Here is a 19,156-nt window from a genome sequence, read left to right on the forward strand (position 1 = left end):
ACAAAACCTTGTGTAAACAAGCTGTTAAGCTGGTGTGTGAGTGCGTAATGGTTGATGTGAATTAAAGGACATTTGGCCGCAAATTATAAATAAAACAGGTTGAGGTTTAGTTGTTTTTAGCACGCTTATTTTTAGCTAAATTTAATGGTTAAGTTTAATAATTTGGTTTAGTAGGTAAAGCGTAAAATTAACGCAATATGAATATTTAGTTGCATGGTTTTAATTTAGGAACGTATAATAACAAGTGTTAACTAAATGGAATTTGCGTAAAACGTAGCTTAAGCAGAGCAGGTGGATACATGAACAAAGGATTGTTAAAGTCGTGGAAAACCGACAAAGGTTTTGGTTTTATTAAATCAGACACCCTAGAACACGACACATTTATACACATATCAGCACTCAAACACATGAGCCGCAAGCCCAAAGTAGGCGACACCATTTACTTTGAAGTAGCAACACAGCCCGACGGTAAAACCAAAGCAGTTAACTGCAGCATAGAAGGCGTTGCAGAGCTTAAAGCACCTTACCAAAAACACAATAACCAGCCGTACCGCATTGCCAAATCTAATTTTGCCAGTAGCTTTTTAGGTAAAGCCGCCTCAATTGCGCTAATTGCTGCACTTTGCTTTTATGCGATTAATAAATACAACACTCACTCAAGCAGCCAAACACCCGTTATCTTCAATGACGATTTAACCACCAATGATGATTTAGCCACCTTTGATGAAAAATACCCAAAACTCGTTATTCCTAAAACCACACAAAATTTTACGTGTGATGGCAGGCAATATTGTACTGAAATGCGCTCACGAGAAGAGGCTGTGTTTTTTATTAATAACTGCCCGAACACAAAAATGGATGGCGATGGTGATGGTAATCCTTGCGAAAGGGATACAAGGTTTAAAAATGAATGGTAATTTTATAAATCGTTTAGCTAAAGGTTGGGTTGAAAAAAAATAGAATTAATGGCTGTATATAAATGCAGCGTTGTAAGTTTTGCCCCATAACATTATCAAAAGTCGTTTTGGGTAAGTAACATAGGTCATTGAATAACTCTTGTAGTTAGTTGTTACTAGTAGAGTTATTTAGTGTGAGTATTGAATAACCTAAGATACGTCGCTTGGAGAGGTTATAACTACTCCAAAGTGATGTTTAATATTCTGTTAGCACTACAAGGAAGTATGATGTATGCCCGAACGTTTAGAATTAACTAAGAATGCTCAATTTTATGTCCCTATAACGGAAATCAATGATTCAATCGTAAATAACATACTGGGCTCTGCTGTGGACAATATGGATGCCGGATCAGAATATGTTGTTGAGTTATTCAGAGAAAACAAAGTTGTCGAAGAATTAGATCTGAACTACAAGTGTTCAATTCGTGTCTTTCCTTCTGTACGACCTGTTTATTTTATTGATGAAAAATTAGAAGATAGAGTTTATGCTTTTATCATATTGATTGAGTATCGAAATTATTTAGCAGTGTTTAAAAAGAGTTGTGCTAATACATCAGAGTTTCTAAAAGACCATTTTAGGTTAATTGATAGTAGGGAGCTAACAGCGACGTTTGATGACAATGATGTAGAATTCCAAAAAATAGCACTAAGAAATATGACTGTTTCAGATCGAGCAATGAGGGCTCGTTCATATGAAGCTGCAGACCTTAAAGGCTTACTTTCGACTCACTCTGCGGGTAGATCAATTCCTTTCTATTTAAAGTTGAGACAAGGATCTATTACCAAAACTATTTCTGGCACGGGTCGATTAGTTGAATCATCAGAACGTAAATCCCTAGATGATATTGCCATATGGGTGAAGGACCAAGTTGAATTAATTGAAAACCCTTCTAGTGGAAATAATTTTCTCGATTCATTTGCAAAAAAAGTTGAATTAAAAGATGTTTTAGATATATGTGAACCTAGTGCACTGTTAGTTGAAAGCACGCCTCTATATGAGAGAATTGAAAAAGATGGTTTAGTCCTAAAATATAAATCATCTAAAAAAGGTAATGTAGACGTATCAACAAAATTATTGAACAGATTATTTACACTACTTGAGATAGTTTATGAGCTCAATTCAGATTGTAAGGTTATAGGAAGAGAGTCTTGTTCAAGACTTCGGAAAAATGCAAAAAGCTTAACTTTGACATCTAAAATTTTGACAAAGTTTAGAGTCATTGAAAACGGAAAAGAAGTCACTTTGCAAAAATTCATCGTGAAAAATGGCTATTACAGTGTCACTTTTACAGATCCTAAATATATGTACTTTATGGGTTCTTGTTTTGAAGACTCATCTGGAATTTCTGAAATAAATAGTATCTTAGAAATTTTTCATCCTAAAGCTGAAATTCAAACTGTAACGTCAGAGAAAGGTAATTTCTCTAATACAATTACATGCTTCGATGCAGATTCAATGTTTGGTGTTATTGAGAGCTTACATAAAAATGATGATTTTATATTATGCGATGATTTAGGAATTGAATGGGCAGATCATATAACTTTTAATAGGTCTGACTCGAGCATTAGTTTTATACATTCAAAGCATGGCAGCGCAAGTACTTCAGCGAGTAATCTTCATGATGTAGTGGGACAAGGAATTAAAAACCTAGGAAATATGTATTTTACTAAAGCTCAGATGGTCGAGCGCATAGATGATAAATTTTCTAATACATATAATAATAATGGGTTTAATACTCAAATAACAAGAGTTAGAAAAGGTTCTCCAGCTACGGCTGAAGCTTATTTAGAGGGGTTACTTAAAGATTATAAGTTACACCGAAAATGTATTCTAAGCTGTTCTTTTTTGTCTAAAGCTGCCGTTACCGCTGAATTTTCAAAAATTCAGCGAGGTGAAAGTGTTTCTGGTCACGTGATTCAGTTACTTTGGATAATTTCATCTTTCGCACATGCGGTTAAAGATATGAATGCAATACCAATTATATACTGCGCAAATTAATAGGAACAAATGGGGTGAAACCCTGAGCAGAAGAGAAATAAACAAGGCACCTACCTTATTTTGCTAAAAATATAATATTAAAAGAGCAATGAAGGGATTTTAAAACGAAACTTGATAACAAAAAAGGTGATAGTTAAACAATAAACTTTTCGCTTTTTTCACCAGCAATACTAAAGGAGAACTGTGTGGTAGTAATAGAAGTAATAATTGCATTAGCAATTTGGTTTGCAAGTGGTCATGCAATAAGTAAAATTTATTTTAAGGCTGGGTTTAAAGATATTCCAATATTTGTTTTTTGGGTTCCGGCATTGAACTTAGCATTTTTGTTTTATTTAGCTTTCTCAGAATGGCCTAGATTTAAGGGGAATGTATAATGGGTTTTATTATAGCTATCGCAATTTGGGCATTGATAGCGTTTGCAGGTTGGCGCGTATTTACTAGAGCTGGCTTTAAAGGCTGGATGGGTTTTCTTTTTTTAATTCCTATAGTTAATTTTATAGCATTGTTATATTTAGCTCATAAAGATTGGCCTATTGAGAATACACAAAACTAGCAAGAGGCTATAGGTTAAGTAATTTTATAAGTTGTTCATGATATATAGGCTATCAAAAAGGCTGCTTAAATAAAGCAGCCTTTTACTTTTAAAAGCTGATTAACAGTGAAAAGCTGATTAACAGTGACACCCATCCTAAATTTTTTATTAATAACTGCCCGAATAAAAAAATGGATGGTGATGGAGATGGAAAACCTTGTGAAATGATTCACGGTTTAAAAATTAATGGTAATTTGATAAACCGTTTAGTTAAAGGTTGGGTTGAAAAAAAAACAGAATGATAAATAAACAAGACACCCATCTTAAATTTCAGCTTAGTCAGCAGTGCAGAACAAGTTTTAGGAGTATTAAAAAATGGATTTTGTTATATACTTAATTTTATTTTTATTGTTTTATATTTTAGTCAATTATATCCAAAGCATTATTGGGTATTACCCTAAACTAGCTAGAGAATATAAAACGGATTTAATTATTTCTGATTCCTCACTTTTAAAATCAAGCAGTATGTACTTGACGAATGTGGCAGATATTTCTCGTGAGAAAAACAGTGAATATCGGACTTGGCTAAATATCAAATCATTTCAGCAAGGTATATTTATAAGCCAAAAACGGATGTTGATTCTACTATTTCCCAGGAGTTTTTTAATACCATGGGAGCAAATTAGTTTAATAAAAGAAAAAACTAATTTTCTTAAAAATCAATATCTTTATAAAGTCGAATGTAAAAAAGAACCTGTTTATATCATTACGAAATTCGATTTATTAAAAAGCGTAAGTAACAAGAATTTACGAGAATAAATGAAGTCAAATCTTGACTTCACACACCAAAGCTTAACTGAGTTAAATCGCTTTGATATAAGCCATTATCCTCTTTAAAAGCGCAGCGCCTCATAGCCTCTTTGTGAATTAGCCTTTAGATTACGAAGAGGGCATTAACTTGGGATGCGGTAGTCGAACGTTTTAAGTTGAAGGTGGGCGTCACTTTAAACGTAAAACATCGGCGAATTAGCATCTCTAATACACGCCGATGTTTATAACTTATTTAAGTAACTACCTTATTAATAAGGTATTTAGCCTTAGTCTTGTTTACGGTTAAGACTAATCAAACATATTGCCAAAAGTAACGTTGCAATCATGCCCGAAGCACCAGCAACACCTGATGGCATAAATCCATCACGGCCAAAGATGATTAATATAGCATTGGCAAACATAGCAACCACACCAGCTAAGGCTGTAAGTCCGCCAATTGCTTTGCCACCTTTAGCTATAAAAGACAGGCCAAAAACAAGAGCTGCTAATCCCAATAATAATTTAGCTGCGTAGTAAATCATGAATGACAAAGAAACCACGCCACTAATTAAAGGTTGTGCGCCTTCTACGGCACCCGCTACTTTTCCAAATGTTGAAAACAAAGTAAGGCCAATGCTTACCTGTACTATGTTAAGAATTGCGCTAAATGTTATAGCCGACCATCCTAGTTGAGCGTTTTGTGCTTGCACCATAGCAGAACCCGCAAAGGCAACAAGTAGAGTGAAAACCACGGCTTCTAGTCCCCATGCATACTGCCTTGAAAAACTAATTTCTGCACTGTAAAGGGCAGTAAAAACAGCCTGTGTTATCGCTAACACCAACAATAACGATGCTGTAATTAGCATGGTGCGTTTATTCGTAAATTCCATTATGTACCTCTTATAATTTTATATTTTATGCTTTTAAAAAACTTTAATAGCTCTCATACTTGGGTAGAAGACAGGTAAAGCTATTTAATTATTTCACTCAAACCTACAAAAGTATTAATTAATAACAAATAGGCTCAAGCTACGGATTTTGATTAAAACTTAAATCGGCAAAGTCGTTATGATTGAAGCCATTTATGCCTCTAAAAATGCAAGGTCTCACACTCTCTTTATGAATTAACTTTAGATTACTAAGAGGGCATTTTACACGTATTCTAGCAATGGACATAAGTGACTTTGTAAAAGCCACTTATTGTAGTCAGGCAATGCTGTAAAAGAGCTTAAAACCTACTTTGTTAAGATAGAAATATAAAGTGAGACCAATCACTTAACGCTGTGATAGTTTGTTCTGTAGGGGGCGCAACATAGATTAAACCTGCAATGGCAATAATTGAAGCTAGCGTAATTAACTTATTATCGAAGTCAGCTATTTTTAAAGCGGTGCCAAAAGAGCGTTTAATTCTGACATTACTTAAATCTACACTGTAAATTTCATCCAGCAATAAATGAATTAATCCGCCTAATAAAATAAACCCACCCGTTAACCAGGCAAAGACAGCTGCTTGTGTGGTTGATTGGTCATTCAGTTTCCATGTTACTTGAGTCGTTAATAGCGCGCATAACAGTATAAATAGTAAAGAGTGGCAACTACCTCTATGTACTGTGATCCATTCAAAAATGGGTCTAATAATATATTTCATAAACCCGTACACCAATAACGGCACTACGATTAACTCGATAAAGCTAATTTCAATAATGAGCTCGGTGGTTATGTAATGCAGTACCAGTAATACAGCGCTGAGTGCAAATAAGTTAAAAATAGTATCGAGTGATGTTGAGTTATCTGAATCTATGTCGGGTAATAAGCCGCCAATAGAGCCTAAAAACCAAAGCCAGAGTGCGCCCTTTAATTCAATATGGCCTGCAGATAATAAGGTGGCTGAGGCTAAGCCTGTGATGATTACGGCAGTATTAAGATGAGTATTGAAGTTTGCCATTGTATCTCTTTATGGGAAAAAGTAGGGCATTCTATCAATTGAAAAGTTTATTGTTCAATATTCTTTTTAATTAGATTTTTTATTACTTTGATTAATTGCTAATAGTACGATTTTTCTTCTGCATTGTGGTTAGTGGTGCAATCATGTTGTAATTTTTTTGATAAAAATCAATAATACAGATAGTTTTTATTGTCTATTGGCCTTTTGTGTTTTTAATAAAAGCCTAGCTATCAACTTATATAAAACGGCTTAACTGGAATCCACATGAACCAAAATAGATATAAAGCATCGTTTCCTGCGCCTGACATTGGTAGTGACTATTTTGTTTCATCAACATGGAGCAGTTATGGTTTCTGGGCTTTATTAGCACTGACTCCGCTTGCTCATTACATGATGTATTATAGCGTTGACGGTTTAGAACATGGCAAAGATTTAAACGCTGTAGGAGTTACTATGCTTGGTGCTCTTGCTTTGTTTGTTTTAAATATAGCTGCCCAATCTATACGTTGGTTAGGCAGGTTTTTGGCAGTTGTTTGCTTTAGTGTTAGTTTATTTTTTATTTTATCGATTATCTATCTTAGTATTTATGCTCACTTCCCAATCGCTTATTTTGGTCCTGTTATTTACTTTGGTTTAGCAGCGTACTTTTATAATAAAGACTATTTGAAAGTCGTGAAAACTTTATAGTATTCACTTCTACTGTCTATTTTCGTAACTAAAGGAAACTGTGTGCTCTTATTTAATTCACACCATTTTACTTTTTAAACTCATCGTAAAATGCAATTTGCCCTCGGCCAGTTTCTTTAATGTGGTAGAGCATGTTGTCTGCGTTTAGCATTAACGCAACTAATTCGTTGCCATCATTTGGGGCTACTGCAATACCTATGCTTGCACCTACTGCGCATGTTTTATTTTGCGCAATATTAATATCGTGTTTTAACTCATTGAGTAAGGCGTTCGCTTTTTGTTGTGTTGCCGTTTTATCGTAGGTTTTAATTTGCTGCGCAACAATAAATTCGTCACCGCCTAGGCGGATGCACATGTCGTTTTTTTCGTGAAAAAGTGTTTTAAATCTGTGTGCTATTTCAATTAGCACTTTGTCGCCGGCTTCGTGTCCGTAGGTGTCGTTAATGGGTTTAAACTTATCTAAATCAATCATCATAAGCACTAAATATTCATTATGTTTAATACATTCACGTAGTGATTTTTTAAGGCGTTTTTCACCGGCGCGTCGGTTTAATAAGCCAGTGAGTGGGTCGTGATCGGCTTCAAAGCGGGTTTGCTGTTCGCGTTCTGCGCGCTCGGTTACATCGTGTAAAATTACTTCTACTAGCTGCTCTTGTTTGGGGTTTCGTTTGGTATCTCTTTGGTCTGTTAACCTTACAAATAAACAATGAAACCATACCGTTTTATAGCCAACTTTACACTCTACATCTAAGGTGGTTTGTGGTGGGTTTTTAGCAGAGCGAATATCTGCCAGTAGGCTTTGTAATTCGTCTACATTGCTAAGTAACTCAGGAAAATGCAAGGTTGGTAATTCTTCTTCGCCGGGTACGGTAAAGTAATGCTTAAATGCAGGGTTAAAGGTGGTGATAATGTTTTTGTCATCGAGTAAACAAATACCTGCGCTGGCTTGTTCAAAAATAAGTCTAAATTTAGCTTCTAGCTCTTGAGTTTTTTTACGCAGTGTTTGCTCATTACTAATAGTTAAATGTAGCTCGTGCATTAAGGCATTTATACCTTGGGTTAAACGGCTTATTTCGTCCCGTTTGCCTTGCTTGAAGGTTAGCATTTTTAGGGTTTCTGGCTCGCTTGGATTTATTTTAGCAAAGCTGTCGGTTAGGTTTTGAATTGGCTGTGTAAGCCAGCGCTGAACTACCAGCGATACAAAAAATGCGATAACAATGGATTGAATTAGCATTAAGATAAATTCTTTTATAAGCGCTGACTGTGCTTGTTGTTCAATAAAGTTATCGTCTGGGTATATGGCGAGTACACCTATAAAAGTGTCTTCTATAAAAGGGTGAACTAATTTAATTAAAACAGCTTCATTTTTTTTGTTAGTAGATCCTTTTGCTATAAATAAATCCATCTCTCCTTTAGGGTTTACTTCTCCTTCTAGGCTTGCGCCTTGCACTAAGTCGTTACTGAGTAGGCCGTTAATAATTTCTTGGCTTAATTCTTTGTCATTTAAGTAAGCGGCAATAGCGGCTGTTTTTTCCATTGTTTGCGCTAACTGTTGAACGAGTAGGTAGTTTGTATTTTTTTTCTCTTTAAAGCCTGAGTAATAAGAGAGCATAGACGAGACTAAAGACACAACAATAGCAACTAACGCAATTGATATAGCGACGCGTATGTAGAGTTTTTGGCTAATAATTTTAATCAAATGTGTATACCACTTTTACTGCATCTGTAACTTGAGATAGCGGAATATAGCCAATCGCAAATTGTGATGCTGCTATTTTATTTATTGCGTCTTCTACCGATGTTGAAGGCGTGGGTGGCTTTGCGCGCCCTGAAAATAAAAGCCTCGCCCAATACGCATTTATTTTTTGCTCGTCTTTATTAACCAGTTTTAAGTAAAAGTCGTTTTTTAGTGTTGATTGCGCGGGCAAATCAAGTGGTTTTGAGGTCTCACCATCAGGGAAAGTTAAATACCGGCCCATGTAAATATCAATAATTTCTCGTTTTGATAATGCGTTAATCGCATTGCTTTTATTAACCACGACTACAAACTCTGTAGATTTAGCATAAACACTAACACTAACAAGAAGCAGGCAAAGCGGCAGCAACAGATAAAGGAGTAAATTACGATAGCTCATCATTGTTAAAACACCATACTAGCATTCAAACTTAGCATATGTACTTTGTGGCCTTTGTCTACATCTGTAGGATTACTAAGACTCCATAAGCCAGCGCCTTGAGGCTTAATATCAAAGCGGTCTAACTGGGCTTTTAATGCTATGCGCTCAGACAGTTGCCATTTTACGCCTACGTTAATTGAGTGTTGGTGAACATTGGTAACTTTAACAGCAGACTGACTGGCAACTGCGAGTTGTTGTATAGGCACTGAAAATTGCTCAGGAGTGCTTGGCGGAAAAGCAGGATCGTTTACTTTTATTACGTCATGTCGGTGTTTAGCCGCTGTAAAACCTGTATAAAATATTGCGTTATCTACACGGTAACCTGCACTAATATAGCCACTAAGAACTGACGGAGCAACTATCCAATCGGATTCTGAAATACCCATCTCTGATTGGATTAGCCAATTGTTGTGATCGTAAGTAAGCCCAAACGCGGCGTATTCTATACTGTTGCCTTTGGTGTTAAATTTGTTTGATATTTTTTGCGCTTGCGGCCATATACTTTGTGGTATTGAGTTGAGTGCGGCTAAATACTCATCTAAAGAGGTTAACTTATAATCCCCAAAGTCTGACTTTGATAATGAAAAACGCATAGTCCAAGCATCTAAAGAGTAGGTTGCGCTAAAAGTTGTTAAGTTATCAAAATCAATAAAAAAGTCGTCATTATAGGCTTGTAGCTTGGCTGTTGTACTACCATAAGCAAGTTTTAAACGTAAAAAACCGTCGTTAATTGCTTTGCTGTATTCCACATCTACACCATCGAAATTTCCTGCAATGTTTGCAAACGAGTAGTACGAATGAGGCGGGCGCACCCATAAATAGGCATATCCTACGTAAGGGTATTCCGATAGTAAGTAAAGGTCGCTATTTAACCTGCCTGCACGAATAGCCCAATGACGGGTAGGGCGATAGCGCACAAAGGCGAGCTCTAAAAAATTATCAAAGCTTTTAAAGGCATGATCTTGAATAACTACTTGAAACACAGAGTCCCAATTTTTTGAGAGTGATATATTAGCCTGCCCACCTAAAATTGAATCTCGCGTTGCTGAAAAACCAGATTCGTTGACATTTGAATAACTCGATGCAAAGCCAATATCTGAATCGTCCGTGTAGCTGAGTGTTAAGGATGCAAAACCACTAAATTGCACGTCTATGTCGTTTGCATAGGTTTTATTAGCAGCAGAAATTGCCAATATTGCTATGGCAATTGTACCTCGGAACAACATGTTAGCTCGTATTTTTATAATGTAGATAGTAAAAAGATAGCACAATTTATTAAATTACCAACTTAAGCATTACAGTGGCTTATCAATTAAATACAAAAAAATATGAGACCCCCCCTAAATTTTGTACTTTGTTAAGCGAAGTACAGGGACATAAGAAAATCAAGGCGGAAAATTTGTGTTATCTATTGTTATAAGTGGCGACAATATAGATTATGAATAGGGCGGTTTTTTGATATTACTAAACTTAAAACGTGTTGGTTACTGGATGAGCTTTATTTTTATAAGGCTGCTTAAATTAGGCAGCCATTTGTATTTAAAACTTTAAAAGCGCTGACTTAAAACGGTGCATAGCCATCATTTGGTTTATTTGGGTTAGTCCAGCGCTGTTTAGCATCAACAGGAATGCGCGGTGCACCTTGTGCTGGTAATCTACCGCGCTCCCCATACAACCACAATACAAAGTTAGTTCGCTCGCCACTGGTAATAGGCTTGGAAGCGTGTGCAATATTGCCTCGATGTAACATGGCAGTACCAGGCTTAAAGGTAAGTGATTTAATGTCACCTGTGTACGGGTGATAAAAGTCCACTTGTGACCCTGTAAACTCTTCGCCTGGTAAATTTAGGTTAATGTTAAGCGTTACAGCTGATGCGTCGGTATGTGGGCGAATTGATGAATCTGTATTTGGCTCATAATAAATTGAAAAGCCAAATGTTTGTGTATCAAACCCCATAACTTCTGGGAACAGCATACGTGAAATAGGGCGCATATAAGTGTTTAGTATTTCGTTATAAAATGCTTGAAAGCTTGGCGCGGCTAAATAACCTTCTGATCGGCTATCAAGCATGGCACCACGGCGATTTAACACTATTTTACAGTGGAACACCTGATTAAACGCGATTAATGGGTTGCTCTGTCGCCCCAAATTTCTTCTAGGCGGCTGTCGCGACCACAACTCCAACGATAGGTGTTGTATCGGATTGGATTGTTTTTGTAATAATCTTGATGATAGCTTTCCCTCCCTTTTATAGGGTAAAAGGTGCTTGCGTTTAGTATAGGTGTAACCACAGTTTGGTTAGGAAACTCGGCAACTACTGCAGCTTTTGTTTTTTCGGCTAATTTACGTTGTTCGTCGTTTTGTACAAATATAGCGCTTAAATAACTAGGGCCTTTATCACAAAATTGGCCTCTTGCATCAAAAGGATCAATATTAACCCAGTAATGATCAAGTATGCCCTGATAGCTTACTATGGCCGGATCGTAAGTAATTTCTACCGCCTCGTAATGGCCTTTATGATTACCATTGTATGTCGGGTTTTTAAGTTTACCGCCAGTAAAGCCTGATATTACATCGGTTACGCCTTCTAGCTTTTCAAAGTCACTTTCCATACACCAAAAACAACCTCCAGCTAGAACGGCTTTTTCGGTTTTAGCTGCATGGGAAAATGTACTAAACAAAATAACGGCAGATGTTAATGCAAGCGTAAGTGATTTTTTCATAAAATTATCCATCTGTACTGTGAGTTTATAAATACTTATAAAGTTAGACCCGCTAAGTGCTAATACAATTTCATTGTAGAGGGCTGGCCGACTTATCTATGGTGAAAAATATTGTACTTTGACAGGTTTTATAGGGATAAGGCTAGTGACAAGATCACTATTTAAGTTAGTAGCACGGTTTAATTGGGTTAGCCAAGTATGCGTTATTTAATGGGGTGTTGAATTATGCTTACGTGTTCATTAAAGTGACAACATTCGTGATATAAATTAGCAGGTGATAAATGAACCAGTTAACAGAAACATCAATAAGCTGCCCTTATTGTGGAGAAAGTATAGAAGTATTACTTGATGCAGCAGATATTGATGAGCAATACATAGAAGACTGCCAAGTATGCTGTAAGCCTATTTCGTTTGTGGTATTTGAAAATGATGACGAGCTAAACGTTAATGTTTACAGCGAAGACGATGCATTTTAACTCGTTGATTAGATAGTAGGCTGCAAAATTGCAGCCTTTTTACTGTGCATGTGTTTGGTTAGCTATTTTGCTCACGCGCTAATTGGTTAGGAAGAAGTTCTTCTACTATTTCGCGTGCTGGAAGTGTATAGCGTGTGCCGTCAAACATTACTGAGGTAAACTCGTTAATATTAGTAATGCCTGTTAAGGTCCAGCCTTCGCCGCGCTTTGGGCAATATACTGTGGTAGTGGGTTGTATTACTTGAAAATCGTCACTCATTACGTTATCCACTCTTTTTGCTTTAAAGATAATGCTTGTTAATGGGGTATGGTAAGTTAATAATGCCTGCCCATAAAGAGCTAATTTAACTAACCACTTAAATAAAATGTTTAATACCACAAAGCTTGAACGCGTTACGCTGCGTTTAATTACCCACAAACACGCTGCGTGTTTATTTAATATTTTAAACCACCCGCATGTGTCAGAATTTAACGACTACGAAACACCGCTCAGCAAAACGCAAATCAAGCAATTAATACAAGATGATATTAGTGCATATTACGAAGGCGAAGTGATTAGAGTTGCAATTGAACATAATACGTCTGGAAAGTTAATGGGTACTTGTGGGCTTTATAATTTAACCCCGTGTAAAAGTAGTGCGTTTATAGGATTTGAGCTGCATCCTGACTTTTGGGATAAGGGCGTAATGTTTGAAGTGGTGACCGGTTTTATTGAAACTCTAATTAAGCATATTCCGCTTAAACATTTGTCTGCTGAGGTGAGTGCACATAATGCACGTTCCCATAATTTACTTATGAAACTAGGGTTTAGTTTAAGAGAAAATTCTGTCTGGCATAAATCACTTTAACTCAATACGGCAATTATAAGTGCTTACCTTTTTTCAATCCTCAATCCTTAAAGTTCAGTAAATAAAATACAAAAAATAGCGGCTTTCAATTATAGTTAAGCGTAAGTAAATGAATTTGTTACCCGTGTTTTATTAAACATTTACGCTTAACAAGGATTTTATATGCTAGAAAAACTCTCTCAAGATGCGCTTGTAATTTGGGCGACCATTGACCCAATAGGCACTATGGCGCTGTTTGCCGCGCTTACTTCTCATTTAACTGATCAACAACGCCGTAAAACTGCATTTAAAACGGTGCTTTATGCCGGGGGCGTATTATTGGGTTCTATTTTAATAGGGCAACTAATACTTAATGCGATGGGAATTAGGTTGGTGTCGTTTCAGTTAGGGGGCGGAATTATATTGTTTTTGTTTGGCCTGCAAATGATTTTTGGAAACGATTCTAACAAAGCCAAACAAGACCCCGATCACGATATAGCCGTGTTCCCGCTTGCTATACCTGCAACGGCGACTCCTGGCGCTATCTTGGCGGTAATACTACTTACTGATAACCACATACACCCAATTACTACTCAAATAGGCACAGCGCTTGTTACACTTGGTGTGTTGGGTATTACATTAATACTATTGCTGCTTTCGGGTAAAATTATTAAGCTAATTGGTACTGGCGGCGCGTCTATTTTAACGCGAGTGATGGGCATGATTTTAGCCGCGTTTTCGGTTGAGCTTATTATGACCGCGCTGGAAATAAAGCAATGGGTTAAGCTCGATTAAATAACTCCTACACATTGAAAGGAATGCCGTATGGCAATAAAAATAACAAAACACTATATTATCAATTTAAGTTTAGCCGTAGTCATTTTTGCTATTGGTATTTTAGCTATACGCTATTACAACCATTATGTATCGGCCTATACAGATGTAACAATTAACTCAAGCGTGCTTAATGAGTCGCGCAAAGTGTTTATAAGATTGCCCGCTAATTATAATCCTAAAAAAGCGTATCCGTTAATTATTAAAACCGATGGTAACTTTAATTTAGATACATGGGATAAAGCACTTACAAAACAAGCTAAGAGCAAAAAAGGGGATAAGGCTATATTGGTGTCTATTCCTAATTTGTTTTTTACAGATACACGTAATCGCGATTTAGTACCTCCTTATGCCCGCCAAGATGTAAATACACAAGCGCGTCCAGAGCATGAAACACTTATTGAACCAAATGGTGAAGCCGACAAGTTTTTAGCGTTTATTGAAACTGAGTTACTCCCTTATTTATCGGTAAAATATAAGCTTAGTAATAACCGTGTATTAAGTGGTTTTTCGGCAGGTGGTAGCTTTGTACTTTATACACTGCATACAAAACCTGAACTGTTTAATGGCTATTTTGCTTTTAGCCCTGCGGCTTGGTATGACGATATGACCGTAGTTAATAATTTAGAAGCGTTTTTAAGTGCTCAAGATAACAAAGTTAAGGCGCCTACTTATTTATATCTTTCGGTGGGTGGGGCAGAGCATCCGTTAATGTTAAAAGCGTTTAGTAATTTAGAGACCGTTTTAACAGCCAACCCTAACAATAACCTTGTGTGGCAAAGTGCTATAAACAAAGGTGCTGAGCATTCAGATAATCCATCAATTAGTGTGGCTAAGGCATTAGCTGGTTATAGTACGTTTATTAAAAAGTAAGCTAGATAGATTCAAGTGTTAACTGTATGCATATACAGTTAACACTGTTTTGTGTATTTAGAATGCTTAATCAGCTTTATAACAATTTACTTAGTTCAATATTATTAACGACTTACAAAAAAAGGTAAGTTTAAATTATTTTTGCACAGCAATTACATGTACTGTTTTTATATACAGTTCACAACTATTAAATTAGAATACCGTCAGTACCCATGAAGCATATACACATCTATTTGTTACTGCTTTTAATCAGCCTTTCGCCTTTGTGATCAGCAATAAGCAGTGTAAGTACTTTGCTATTTCAATATAGTTTTAGCATTTTTTTATACTCTTAATGCAGTTAATATAAATTGGCTGGTGGCTTTATAGCAAAAGAACACATCATACTAGATATTGCTATAACGCTAAACTTAGCAATAAAGTCAAATTAGAAAGAAGTAATCAAAGAGGTAGTCAAAATAATAAAGCCTGCGGTAACTACATCCACTAAAAATATAAATGCCGAGTGTGGACTATGAGTGATTAATTAAAGTTTTCCTCGATCATTGTAATGAGCAGCAAAACGTTAAACGTTAAAAATAGGGGCATCGTGAATGGTACTATTACAAATTAAAAAAGCAGATACCAATGCGGCTGTTAATGCCTTTTTTGAAATAGCCTTAAATGCAAAATTGAGTATTCAAAAAAGTATGGCGGAATAAAAAAAAGCCCAGTTAAAAAAGTTAAAAGGGCTAAAAGGGTTGTGCTTAGGGAAGTTGTAGTCGTTTTATAAACTTATATTTAAAACTTATATCTAAAACCAAATGCTATACCGTCATCTTCTGACTGCTCCATTTGTGCTTGTTGATCGTCGTTATCGCTTTCAAAGTCGCTAAAGTCTTTACGCGCTTCTACGTAGGCAATAGTGTCTTCGTCAATTAAGTAGTGAAGGCCAATAACAGCAAACTGACGCTTAAACACATCTTCTGGGTCGGCGTTAAAGTTTGGCTGAATTACGTAATCATCACCGGCATCAAACACGTTGTAGGCAATAAAAGGGCGAAAATCGTTATCAAAGCGGTAAGATGCAAATGTTTCTACACCGATTGCGTCTTTAATTAAGCGACCAATGTTATCTGTGTCGTGGTTTTTGTTTTTATTTACGTTGGCTGCAACGTATAGGCCGGGCTCATCAATGTTGCCCCACATAATACCTGCACCATAAATTAAATCTTCAACATTACGAGTAGAACCATCGCCAAACGTTAAATCAAACTCACCACGGTTAACACCTGCTGTAAGTGTTAGCATGTCAGTTGGGGTATAAGTTACAGACGCACCAAATGTGTAATTAAATTCAACTTCTTGGGCTGCACTATCGCCAGAGTTCCAAAGTGCTTCACATTCTTCTTCTGAAATGTCGGTTACGTCACAGGTATAAAATTCGCTGTTTTTAAGCTGCGCTTGTACTGCAAAACTAAAATCGTTATAGCTATTGCGGTACTGCACTAATTTATCTCCACGGCCAGTGCCATTAACAGCGCCATCGTCTTTGTTATAGGTGTAAACACCAGCCGCATTACCATCCCATACAAAGCTATTATTTGTGCCGTAAACTACGTCGTACCATGCACCCCATTGTTTACCAATGGTAAGTTGGCCATATTTTTCGTGCGAAAGCCCTGCGTAACCTAAACGGTTGTATAAAAACTCATCCTGGATAGACTCAAAACGGTTGTTATAAATAATATCGCTGCTGCCAACAGGGTTTACACCCCATTCTACGAGTGCGAGTGCAGTCCAGTCTTTCTTAAGCTTTCGGGTAAATCCAAAGTTAATGCGCGAGGTACCGTTAACAACTTCGGTTTCGTTTTGTGTATTAATTACACGCACATCAAGATATCCACCAACTTCAACAGTATTTTTGTCATCTTTGTATAATTCTACTGCCGAAACAGCGGGTGCGAATACAATACTTGCGCTAATAAGCGTCGCTAATTTTTTGCTCATCTTGTGTGTTGCCCTGTGTAAATTGGTCAATTTTTTACGTAGGTAAAAATTCAGATTCGAAGACTAACAAAGCAATAAACGGCTCAAAAGTGAAAAATACTCAATAAAAGTAATCGTTAAACTTAACGGATATTCACTAAAGGTTAATTTTGTTTTTCAGGTGTTGCAAAAGTTTACGTTTTTAATGATTTGATAGGTAAATAGGATGAGGAATTAGCGATGTGTAAAAATTGTAATTTGAATTAATTTCATCTTGGTTAAAAAGTAGCAACTAGTGTAAAAGCTCTAAAAGTACTTTATTTTCATAAATATAACTTTTTATTATTATAGGGTGAACAAAAATGAGTTAAGTAGACACACAAACACGTTAAAAGTGTTTTTACTCTAATTTGTATTGTAATTTCTAATCTCTTATGCCTGTTTATAAAACATACTTTATGGATTTTAATTAGAATAAGTTGAATAAAAATTAACGAAACCATTAAATCTAATCCGTTATTTTTACTACTAACTACATAGCCATAATAAATGGCTAAAACGCAGTGGTTTGCTTTTAAACTTTCATAGAAAAACAGGCCATTTTGGTTTAAACTGCGCGCAATTTAAATACATCATTACTCCTTTGGAGGGTAGCGCTATTATTAGTACAGCTAATGTCACCATGCAATTTGGTGCTAAACCATTATTTGAAAATATCTCAGCAAAATTTGGCGATGGTAACCGTTACGGTTTAATCGGTGCAAATGGTTGTGGTAAATCAACATTTATGAAAATTTTAAGTGGTGAGCTTGAAGCGTCTTCAGGTAATGTAAGTACTGATCCTAACGAACGCGTTGCTAAACTTAATCAAGATCAGTTTGCCTACGAAGAATACTCAGTAATCGATACCGTGATTATGGGCCACAAAGAGTTGTGGGAAATCAAACAAGAACGTGACCGTATTTACTCTTTACCTGAAATGAGTGAAGAAGACGGTATGAAAGTAGCCGATCTTGAAACTGAATTTGCTGAAATGGATGGTTACTCTGCTGAATCTAAAGCAGGTGAGCTTTTATTAGGTGTAGGTATTGGCACTGACCAACACTTTGGCCCAATGTCAGAAATTGCACCGGGTTTTAAGCTGCGCGTGCTACTTGCACAGGTGTTGTTTTCAGACCCAGACATTATGCTACTTGATGAGCCTACTAATAACTTGGATATTTACACCATCAAGTGGTTAGAAGACGTGTTAAATCAGCGCGACTGTACCATGATAATCATCTCGCATGACCGTCACTTTTTAAACTCTGTGTGTACACACATGGCCGACATTGACTACGGCGAGCTTCGTATTTACCCAGGTAATTATGACGAATACATGTTTGCAGCAACGCAAGCACGTGAGCAATTACTTAACGAAAACGCTAAAAAGAAAAACCAAATTGCTGAACTTCAACAGTTTGTTTCTCGTTTTTCTGCTAACGCCTCTAAAGCTAAGCAAGCAACATCGCGTGCTAAACGTATCGACAAAATCCAATTAGACGAAGTAAAAGCGTCTTCACGCCAAACGCCGTTTATCCGTTTCGACCAAGAAAAGCAGTTATTCAGAAACGCTCTTGAAATGACCAACCTAACACAAGGTTTTGACGACAATACGTTGTTTTCTGGACTTGAAGGTTTAGTAGAAGTTGGCGAACGTATTGCTATTATTGGTGAAAATGGTGTTGGTAAAACAACATTACTTAATACATTAGCAGGGCGCTTAGCACCTAAAGCTGGTGAGTTTAAGTTCTCAGAAAATGCTAATATTGGTTACTACGCGCAAGATCACGCTGATGAGTTTGCAACCGACATGAACTTGTTTCAGTGGATGGAGCAATGGCAACAAGAAGGCGACGACGAGCAAGTGGTTCGTAGCTTCTTAGGCCGTATGTTATTCTCTCAAAACGATATTAAAAAATCAGTTAAAGTAATTTCAGGTGGTGAGCAAGGCCGCATGTTGTTTGGTAAAATTATGATGCATAAACCAAACATATTGTTAATGGATGAGCCAACTAACCACATGGATATGGAATCTATCGAGGCGCTTAACTTAGCCCTTGAAGCTTACGAGGGTACATTGATGTTTGTATCTCACGACCGTCAGTTTGTATCATCGGTTGCAACCCGCATTTGGGAAATTAAAGACGGTAAAGTTATCGACTTTAGAGGCAACTACGCAGAATACCTAGCGAGTAAAGAAGCTTAATTAGCTATTTACCCGTTAACTCTAAAAAGCCATGTTTAAACATGGCTTTTTTTGTTTTTGTGAGTCGCAATTAAACTTGGTTTGGGTATAATACCCGCCT

Annotated in this window: 20 protein-coding genes and 1 pseudogene; 12 read left to right on the plus strand and 9 right to left on the minus strand. The window is 36.6% G+C overall.

What is annotated here, in order from left to right; genetic code table 11:
- Positions 1-299: 299 nt before the first annotated feature.
- From H5122_RS03360 to H5122_RS03385, 6 genes are all read left to right on the plus strand, one after another.
- Positions 300-917: a cold shock domain-containing protein gene (locus H5122_RS03360; RefSeq protein ID WP_182681278.1), complete on the plus strand. Its 618-nt coding sequence runs from the start codon at positions 300-302 to the stop codon at positions 915-917.
- A gap of 271 nt (positions 918-1,188) precedes the next feature.
- The gene (locus H5122_RS03365; RefSeq protein WP_182681279.1) at positions 1,189-2,955 is read left to right on the plus strand and encodes a hypothetical protein; all 1,767 of its coding nucleotides are present in this window, start codon (positions 1,189-1,191) and stop codon (positions 2,953-2,955) included.
- Between the two features lie 185 nt (positions 2,956-3,140).
- Entirely contained in the window at positions 3,141-3,329 is a 189-nt protein-coding gene (locus tag H5122_RS03370; protein ID WP_182681280.1) for a hypothetical protein, read from the plus strand.
- A complete protein-coding gene (locus H5122_RS03375) occupies positions 3,329-3,508 on the plus strand; it encodes a hypothetical protein (protein WP_182681281.1) in 180 nt (59 codons plus the stop codon). Before H5122_RS03370 ends, H5122_RS03375 begins: the two co-directional genes overlap by 1 nt.
- 146 nt (positions 3,509-3,654) lie before the next feature.
- Positions 3,655-3,789 (plus strand): excalibur calcium-binding domain-containing protein, encoded by a 135-nt coding sequence (locus H5122_RS20155; protein WP_310736067.1) that lies wholly within the window; start codon positions 3,655-3,657, stop codon positions 3,787-3,789.
- A gap of 73 nt (positions 3,790-3,862) precedes the next feature.
- Entirely contained in the window at positions 3,863-4,306 is a 444-nt protein-coding gene (locus H5122_RS03385) for a hypothetical protein (protein ID WP_121954017.1), read from the plus strand.
- Positions 4,307-4,584: 278 nt separating this feature from the next.
- Here H5122_RS03385 and H5122_RS03390 read toward each other — a convergent pair whose 3' ends face one another.
- Positions 4,585-5,187, minus strand: coding sequence for a thiamine biosynthesis protein ThiC (locus H5122_RS03390; RefSeq protein WP_182681282.1), 603 nt, complete (start codon positions 5,185-5,187; stop codon positions 4,585-4,587).
- A gap of 353 nt (positions 5,188-5,540) precedes the next feature.
- Entirely contained in the window at positions 5,541-6,242 is a 702-nt protein-coding gene (locus H5122_RS03395) for a metal-dependent hydrolase (RefSeq protein ID WP_024593761.1), read from the minus strand.
- Positions 6,243-6,506: 264 nt separating this feature from the next.
- Between H5122_RS03395 and H5122_RS03400 the strand changes: the two genes are divergently transcribed.
- Positions 6,507-6,929 carry a hypothetical protein gene (locus H5122_RS03400; protein WP_182681283.1) on the plus strand — a complete coding sequence of 141 codons (423 nt, stop codon included), beginning with the start codon at positions 6,507-6,509 and terminating at the stop codon, positions 6,927-6,929.
- A 67-nt stretch (positions 6,930-6,996) separates the two neighbouring features.
- On the opposite strand, the gene H5122_RS03405 is transcribed toward H5122_RS03400, so the two are convergent.
- The 5 genes and pseudogenes from H5122_RS03405 to msrA all read right to left on the minus strand — a co-directional run bounded on the left by H5122_RS03405 (position 6,997) and on the right by msrA (position 11,830).
- A complete protein-coding gene (locus tag H5122_RS03405) occupies positions 6,997-8,628 on the minus strand; it encodes a sensor domain-containing diguanylate cyclase (RefSeq protein ID WP_182681284.1) in 1,632 nt (543 codons plus the stop codon).
- Complete coding sequence (locus H5122_RS03410) at positions 8,621-9,067, minus strand: hypothetical protein (protein ID WP_182681285.1); 447 nt, start codon at positions 9,065-9,067, stop codon at positions 8,621-8,623. The genes H5122_RS03405 and H5122_RS03410 overlap by 8 nt, the downstream gene beginning before the upstream one ends.
- A gap of 2 nt (positions 9,068-9,069) precedes the next feature.
- On the minus strand, positions 9,070-10,332 hold the full coding sequence (locus tag H5122_RS03415) for a hypothetical protein (protein WP_182674290.1): 1,263 nt from the start codon (positions 10,330-10,332) through the stop codon (positions 9,070-9,072).
- 335 nt (positions 10,333-10,667) lie between these two features.
- Positions 10,668-11,201, minus strand: a pseudogene (locus tag H5122_RS03420) (2OG-Fe(II) oxygenase family protein); the annotation flags it as partial.
- Positions 11,202-11,230: 29 nt separating this feature from the next.
- Complete coding sequence (msrA, locus tag H5122_RS03425) at positions 11,231-11,830, minus strand: peptide-methionine (S)-S-oxide reductase MsrA (protein ID WP_182681286.1); 600 nt, start codon at positions 11,828-11,830, stop codon at positions 11,231-11,233.
- Positions 11,831-12,111: 281 nt separating this feature from the next.
- On the opposite strand from msrA, the gene H5122_RS03430 reads away from it, so the two are divergent.
- A complete protein-coding gene (locus H5122_RS03430; protein WP_002962627.1) occupies positions 12,112-12,306 on the plus strand; it encodes a CPXCG motif-containing cysteine-rich protein in 195 nt (64 codons plus the stop codon).
- A 58-nt stretch (positions 12,307-12,364) separates the two neighbouring features.
- Here H5122_RS03430 and H5122_RS03435 read toward each other — a convergent pair whose 3' ends face one another.
- Complete coding sequence (locus tag H5122_RS03435; RefSeq protein WP_007586727.1) at positions 12,365-12,565, minus strand: hypothetical protein; 201 nt, start codon at positions 12,563-12,565, stop codon at positions 12,365-12,367.
- A gap of 106 nt (positions 12,566-12,671) precedes the next feature.
- On the opposite strand from H5122_RS03435, the gene H5122_RS03440 reads away from it, so the two are divergent.
- From H5122_RS03440 to H5122_RS03450, 3 genes are all read left to right on the plus strand, one after another.
- Positions 12,672-13,154: a GNAT family N-acetyltransferase gene (locus H5122_RS03440; RefSeq protein WP_182681287.1), complete on the plus strand. Its 483-nt coding sequence runs from the start codon at positions 12,672-12,674 to the stop codon at positions 13,152-13,154.
- Between the two features lie 162 nt (positions 13,155-13,316).
- The gene (locus tag H5122_RS03445; RefSeq protein ID WP_033029579.1) at positions 13,317-13,928 is read left to right on the plus strand and encodes a MarC family protein; all 612 of its coding nucleotides are present in this window, start codon (positions 13,317-13,319) and stop codon (positions 13,926-13,928) included.
- Positions 13,929-13,958: 30 nt separating this feature from the next.
- Positions 13,959-14,840, plus strand: a complete 882-nt coding sequence (locus H5122_RS03450; RefSeq protein WP_182681288.1) for an alpha/beta hydrolase — start codon at positions 13,959-13,961, stop codon at positions 14,838-14,840.
- Between the two features lie 780 nt (positions 14,841-15,620).
- Here the strand turns inward: H5122_RS03450 and H5122_RS03460 are convergent.
- Positions 15,621-16,829 (minus strand): porin, encoded by a 1,209-nt coding sequence (locus H5122_RS03460; RefSeq protein WP_182671643.1) that lies wholly within the window; start codon positions 16,827-16,829, stop codon positions 15,621-15,623.
- A gap of 637 nt (positions 16,830-17,466) precedes the next feature.
- Between H5122_RS03460 and H5122_RS03465 the strand changes: the two genes are divergently transcribed.
- Positions 17,467-19,056 carry an ABC-F family ATPase gene (locus H5122_RS03465; protein WP_076914937.1) on the plus strand — a complete coding sequence of 530 codons (1,590 nt, stop codon included), beginning with the start codon at positions 17,467-17,469 and terminating at the stop codon, positions 19,054-19,056.
- Positions 19,057-19,156: the final 100 nt, after the last annotated feature.

Origin of the sequence: Pseudoalteromonas sp. SG43-8, from assembly GCF_014164245.1 — a bacterium.
Classification (GTDB): Bacteria; Pseudomonadota; Gammaproteobacteria; order Enterobacterales; family Alteromonadaceae; genus Pseudoalteromonas; species Pseudoalteromonas distincta.

Excerpts from the sequence above, each read along its gene's own strand:
- H5122_RS03415 (WP_182674290.1), bottom strand. The coding sequence starts at position 10,332 with ATGTTGTTCCGAGGTACAATTGCCATAGCAATATTGGCAATTTCTGCT.
- H5122_RS03395 (WP_024593761.1), bottom strand. The coding sequence starts at position 6,242 with ATGGCAAACTTCAATACTCATCTTAATACTGCCGTAATCATCACAGGC.
- msrA (WP_182681286.1), bottom strand. The coding sequence starts at position 11,830 with ATGAAAAAATCACTTACGCTTGCATTAACATCTGCCGTTATTTTGTTT.
- H5122_RS03400 (WP_182681283.1), top strand. The coding sequence starts at position 6,507 with ATGAACCAAAATAGATATAAAGCATCGTTTCCTGCGCCTGACATTGGT.
- H5122_RS03365 (WP_182681279.1), top strand. The coding sequence starts at position 1,189 with ATGCCCGAACGTTTAGAATTAACTAAGAATGCTCAATTTTATGTCCCT.
- H5122_RS03435 (WP_007586727.1), bottom strand. The coding sequence starts at position 12,565 with ATGAGTGACGATTTTCAAGTAATACAACCCACTACCACAGTATATTGC.
- H5122_RS03445 (WP_033029579.1), top strand. The coding sequence starts at position 13,317 with ATGCTAGAAAAACTCTCTCAAGATGCGCTTGTAATTTGGGCGACCATT.
- H5122_RS03375 (WP_182681281.1), top strand. The coding sequence starts at position 3,329 with ATGGGTTTTATTATAGCTATCGCAATTTGGGCATTGATAGCGTTTGCA.
- H5122_RS03460 (WP_182671643.1), bottom strand. The coding sequence starts at position 16,829 with ATGAGCAAAAAATTAGCGACGCTTATTAGCGCAAGTATTGTATTCGCA.
- H5122_RS03385 (WP_121954017.1), top strand. The coding sequence starts at position 3,863 with ATGGATTTTGTTATATACTTAATTTTATTTTTATTGTTTTATATTTTA.
- H5122_RS03390 (WP_182681282.1), bottom strand. The coding sequence starts at position 5,187 with ATGGAATTTACGAATAAACGCACCATGCTAATTACAGCATCGTTATTG.
- H5122_RS03440 (WP_182681287.1), top strand. The coding sequence starts at position 12,672 with ATGTTTAATACCACAAAGCTTGAACGCGTTACGCTGCGTTTAATTACC.
- H5122_RS03450 (WP_182681288.1), top strand. The coding sequence starts at position 13,959 with ATGGCAATAAAAATAACAAAACACTATATTATCAATTTAAGTTTAGCC.
- H5122_RS03410 (WP_182681285.1), bottom strand. The coding sequence starts at position 9,067 with ATGATGAGCTATCGTAATTTACTCCTTTATCTGTTGCTGCCGCTTTGC.
- H5122_RS03430 (WP_002962627.1), top strand. The coding sequence starts at position 12,112 with ATGAACCAGTTAACAGAAACATCAATAAGCTGCCCTTATTGTGGAGAA.
- H5122_RS03360 (WP_182681278.1), top strand. The coding sequence starts at position 300 with ATGAACAAAGGATTGTTAAAGTCGTGGAAAACCGACAAAGGTTTTGGT.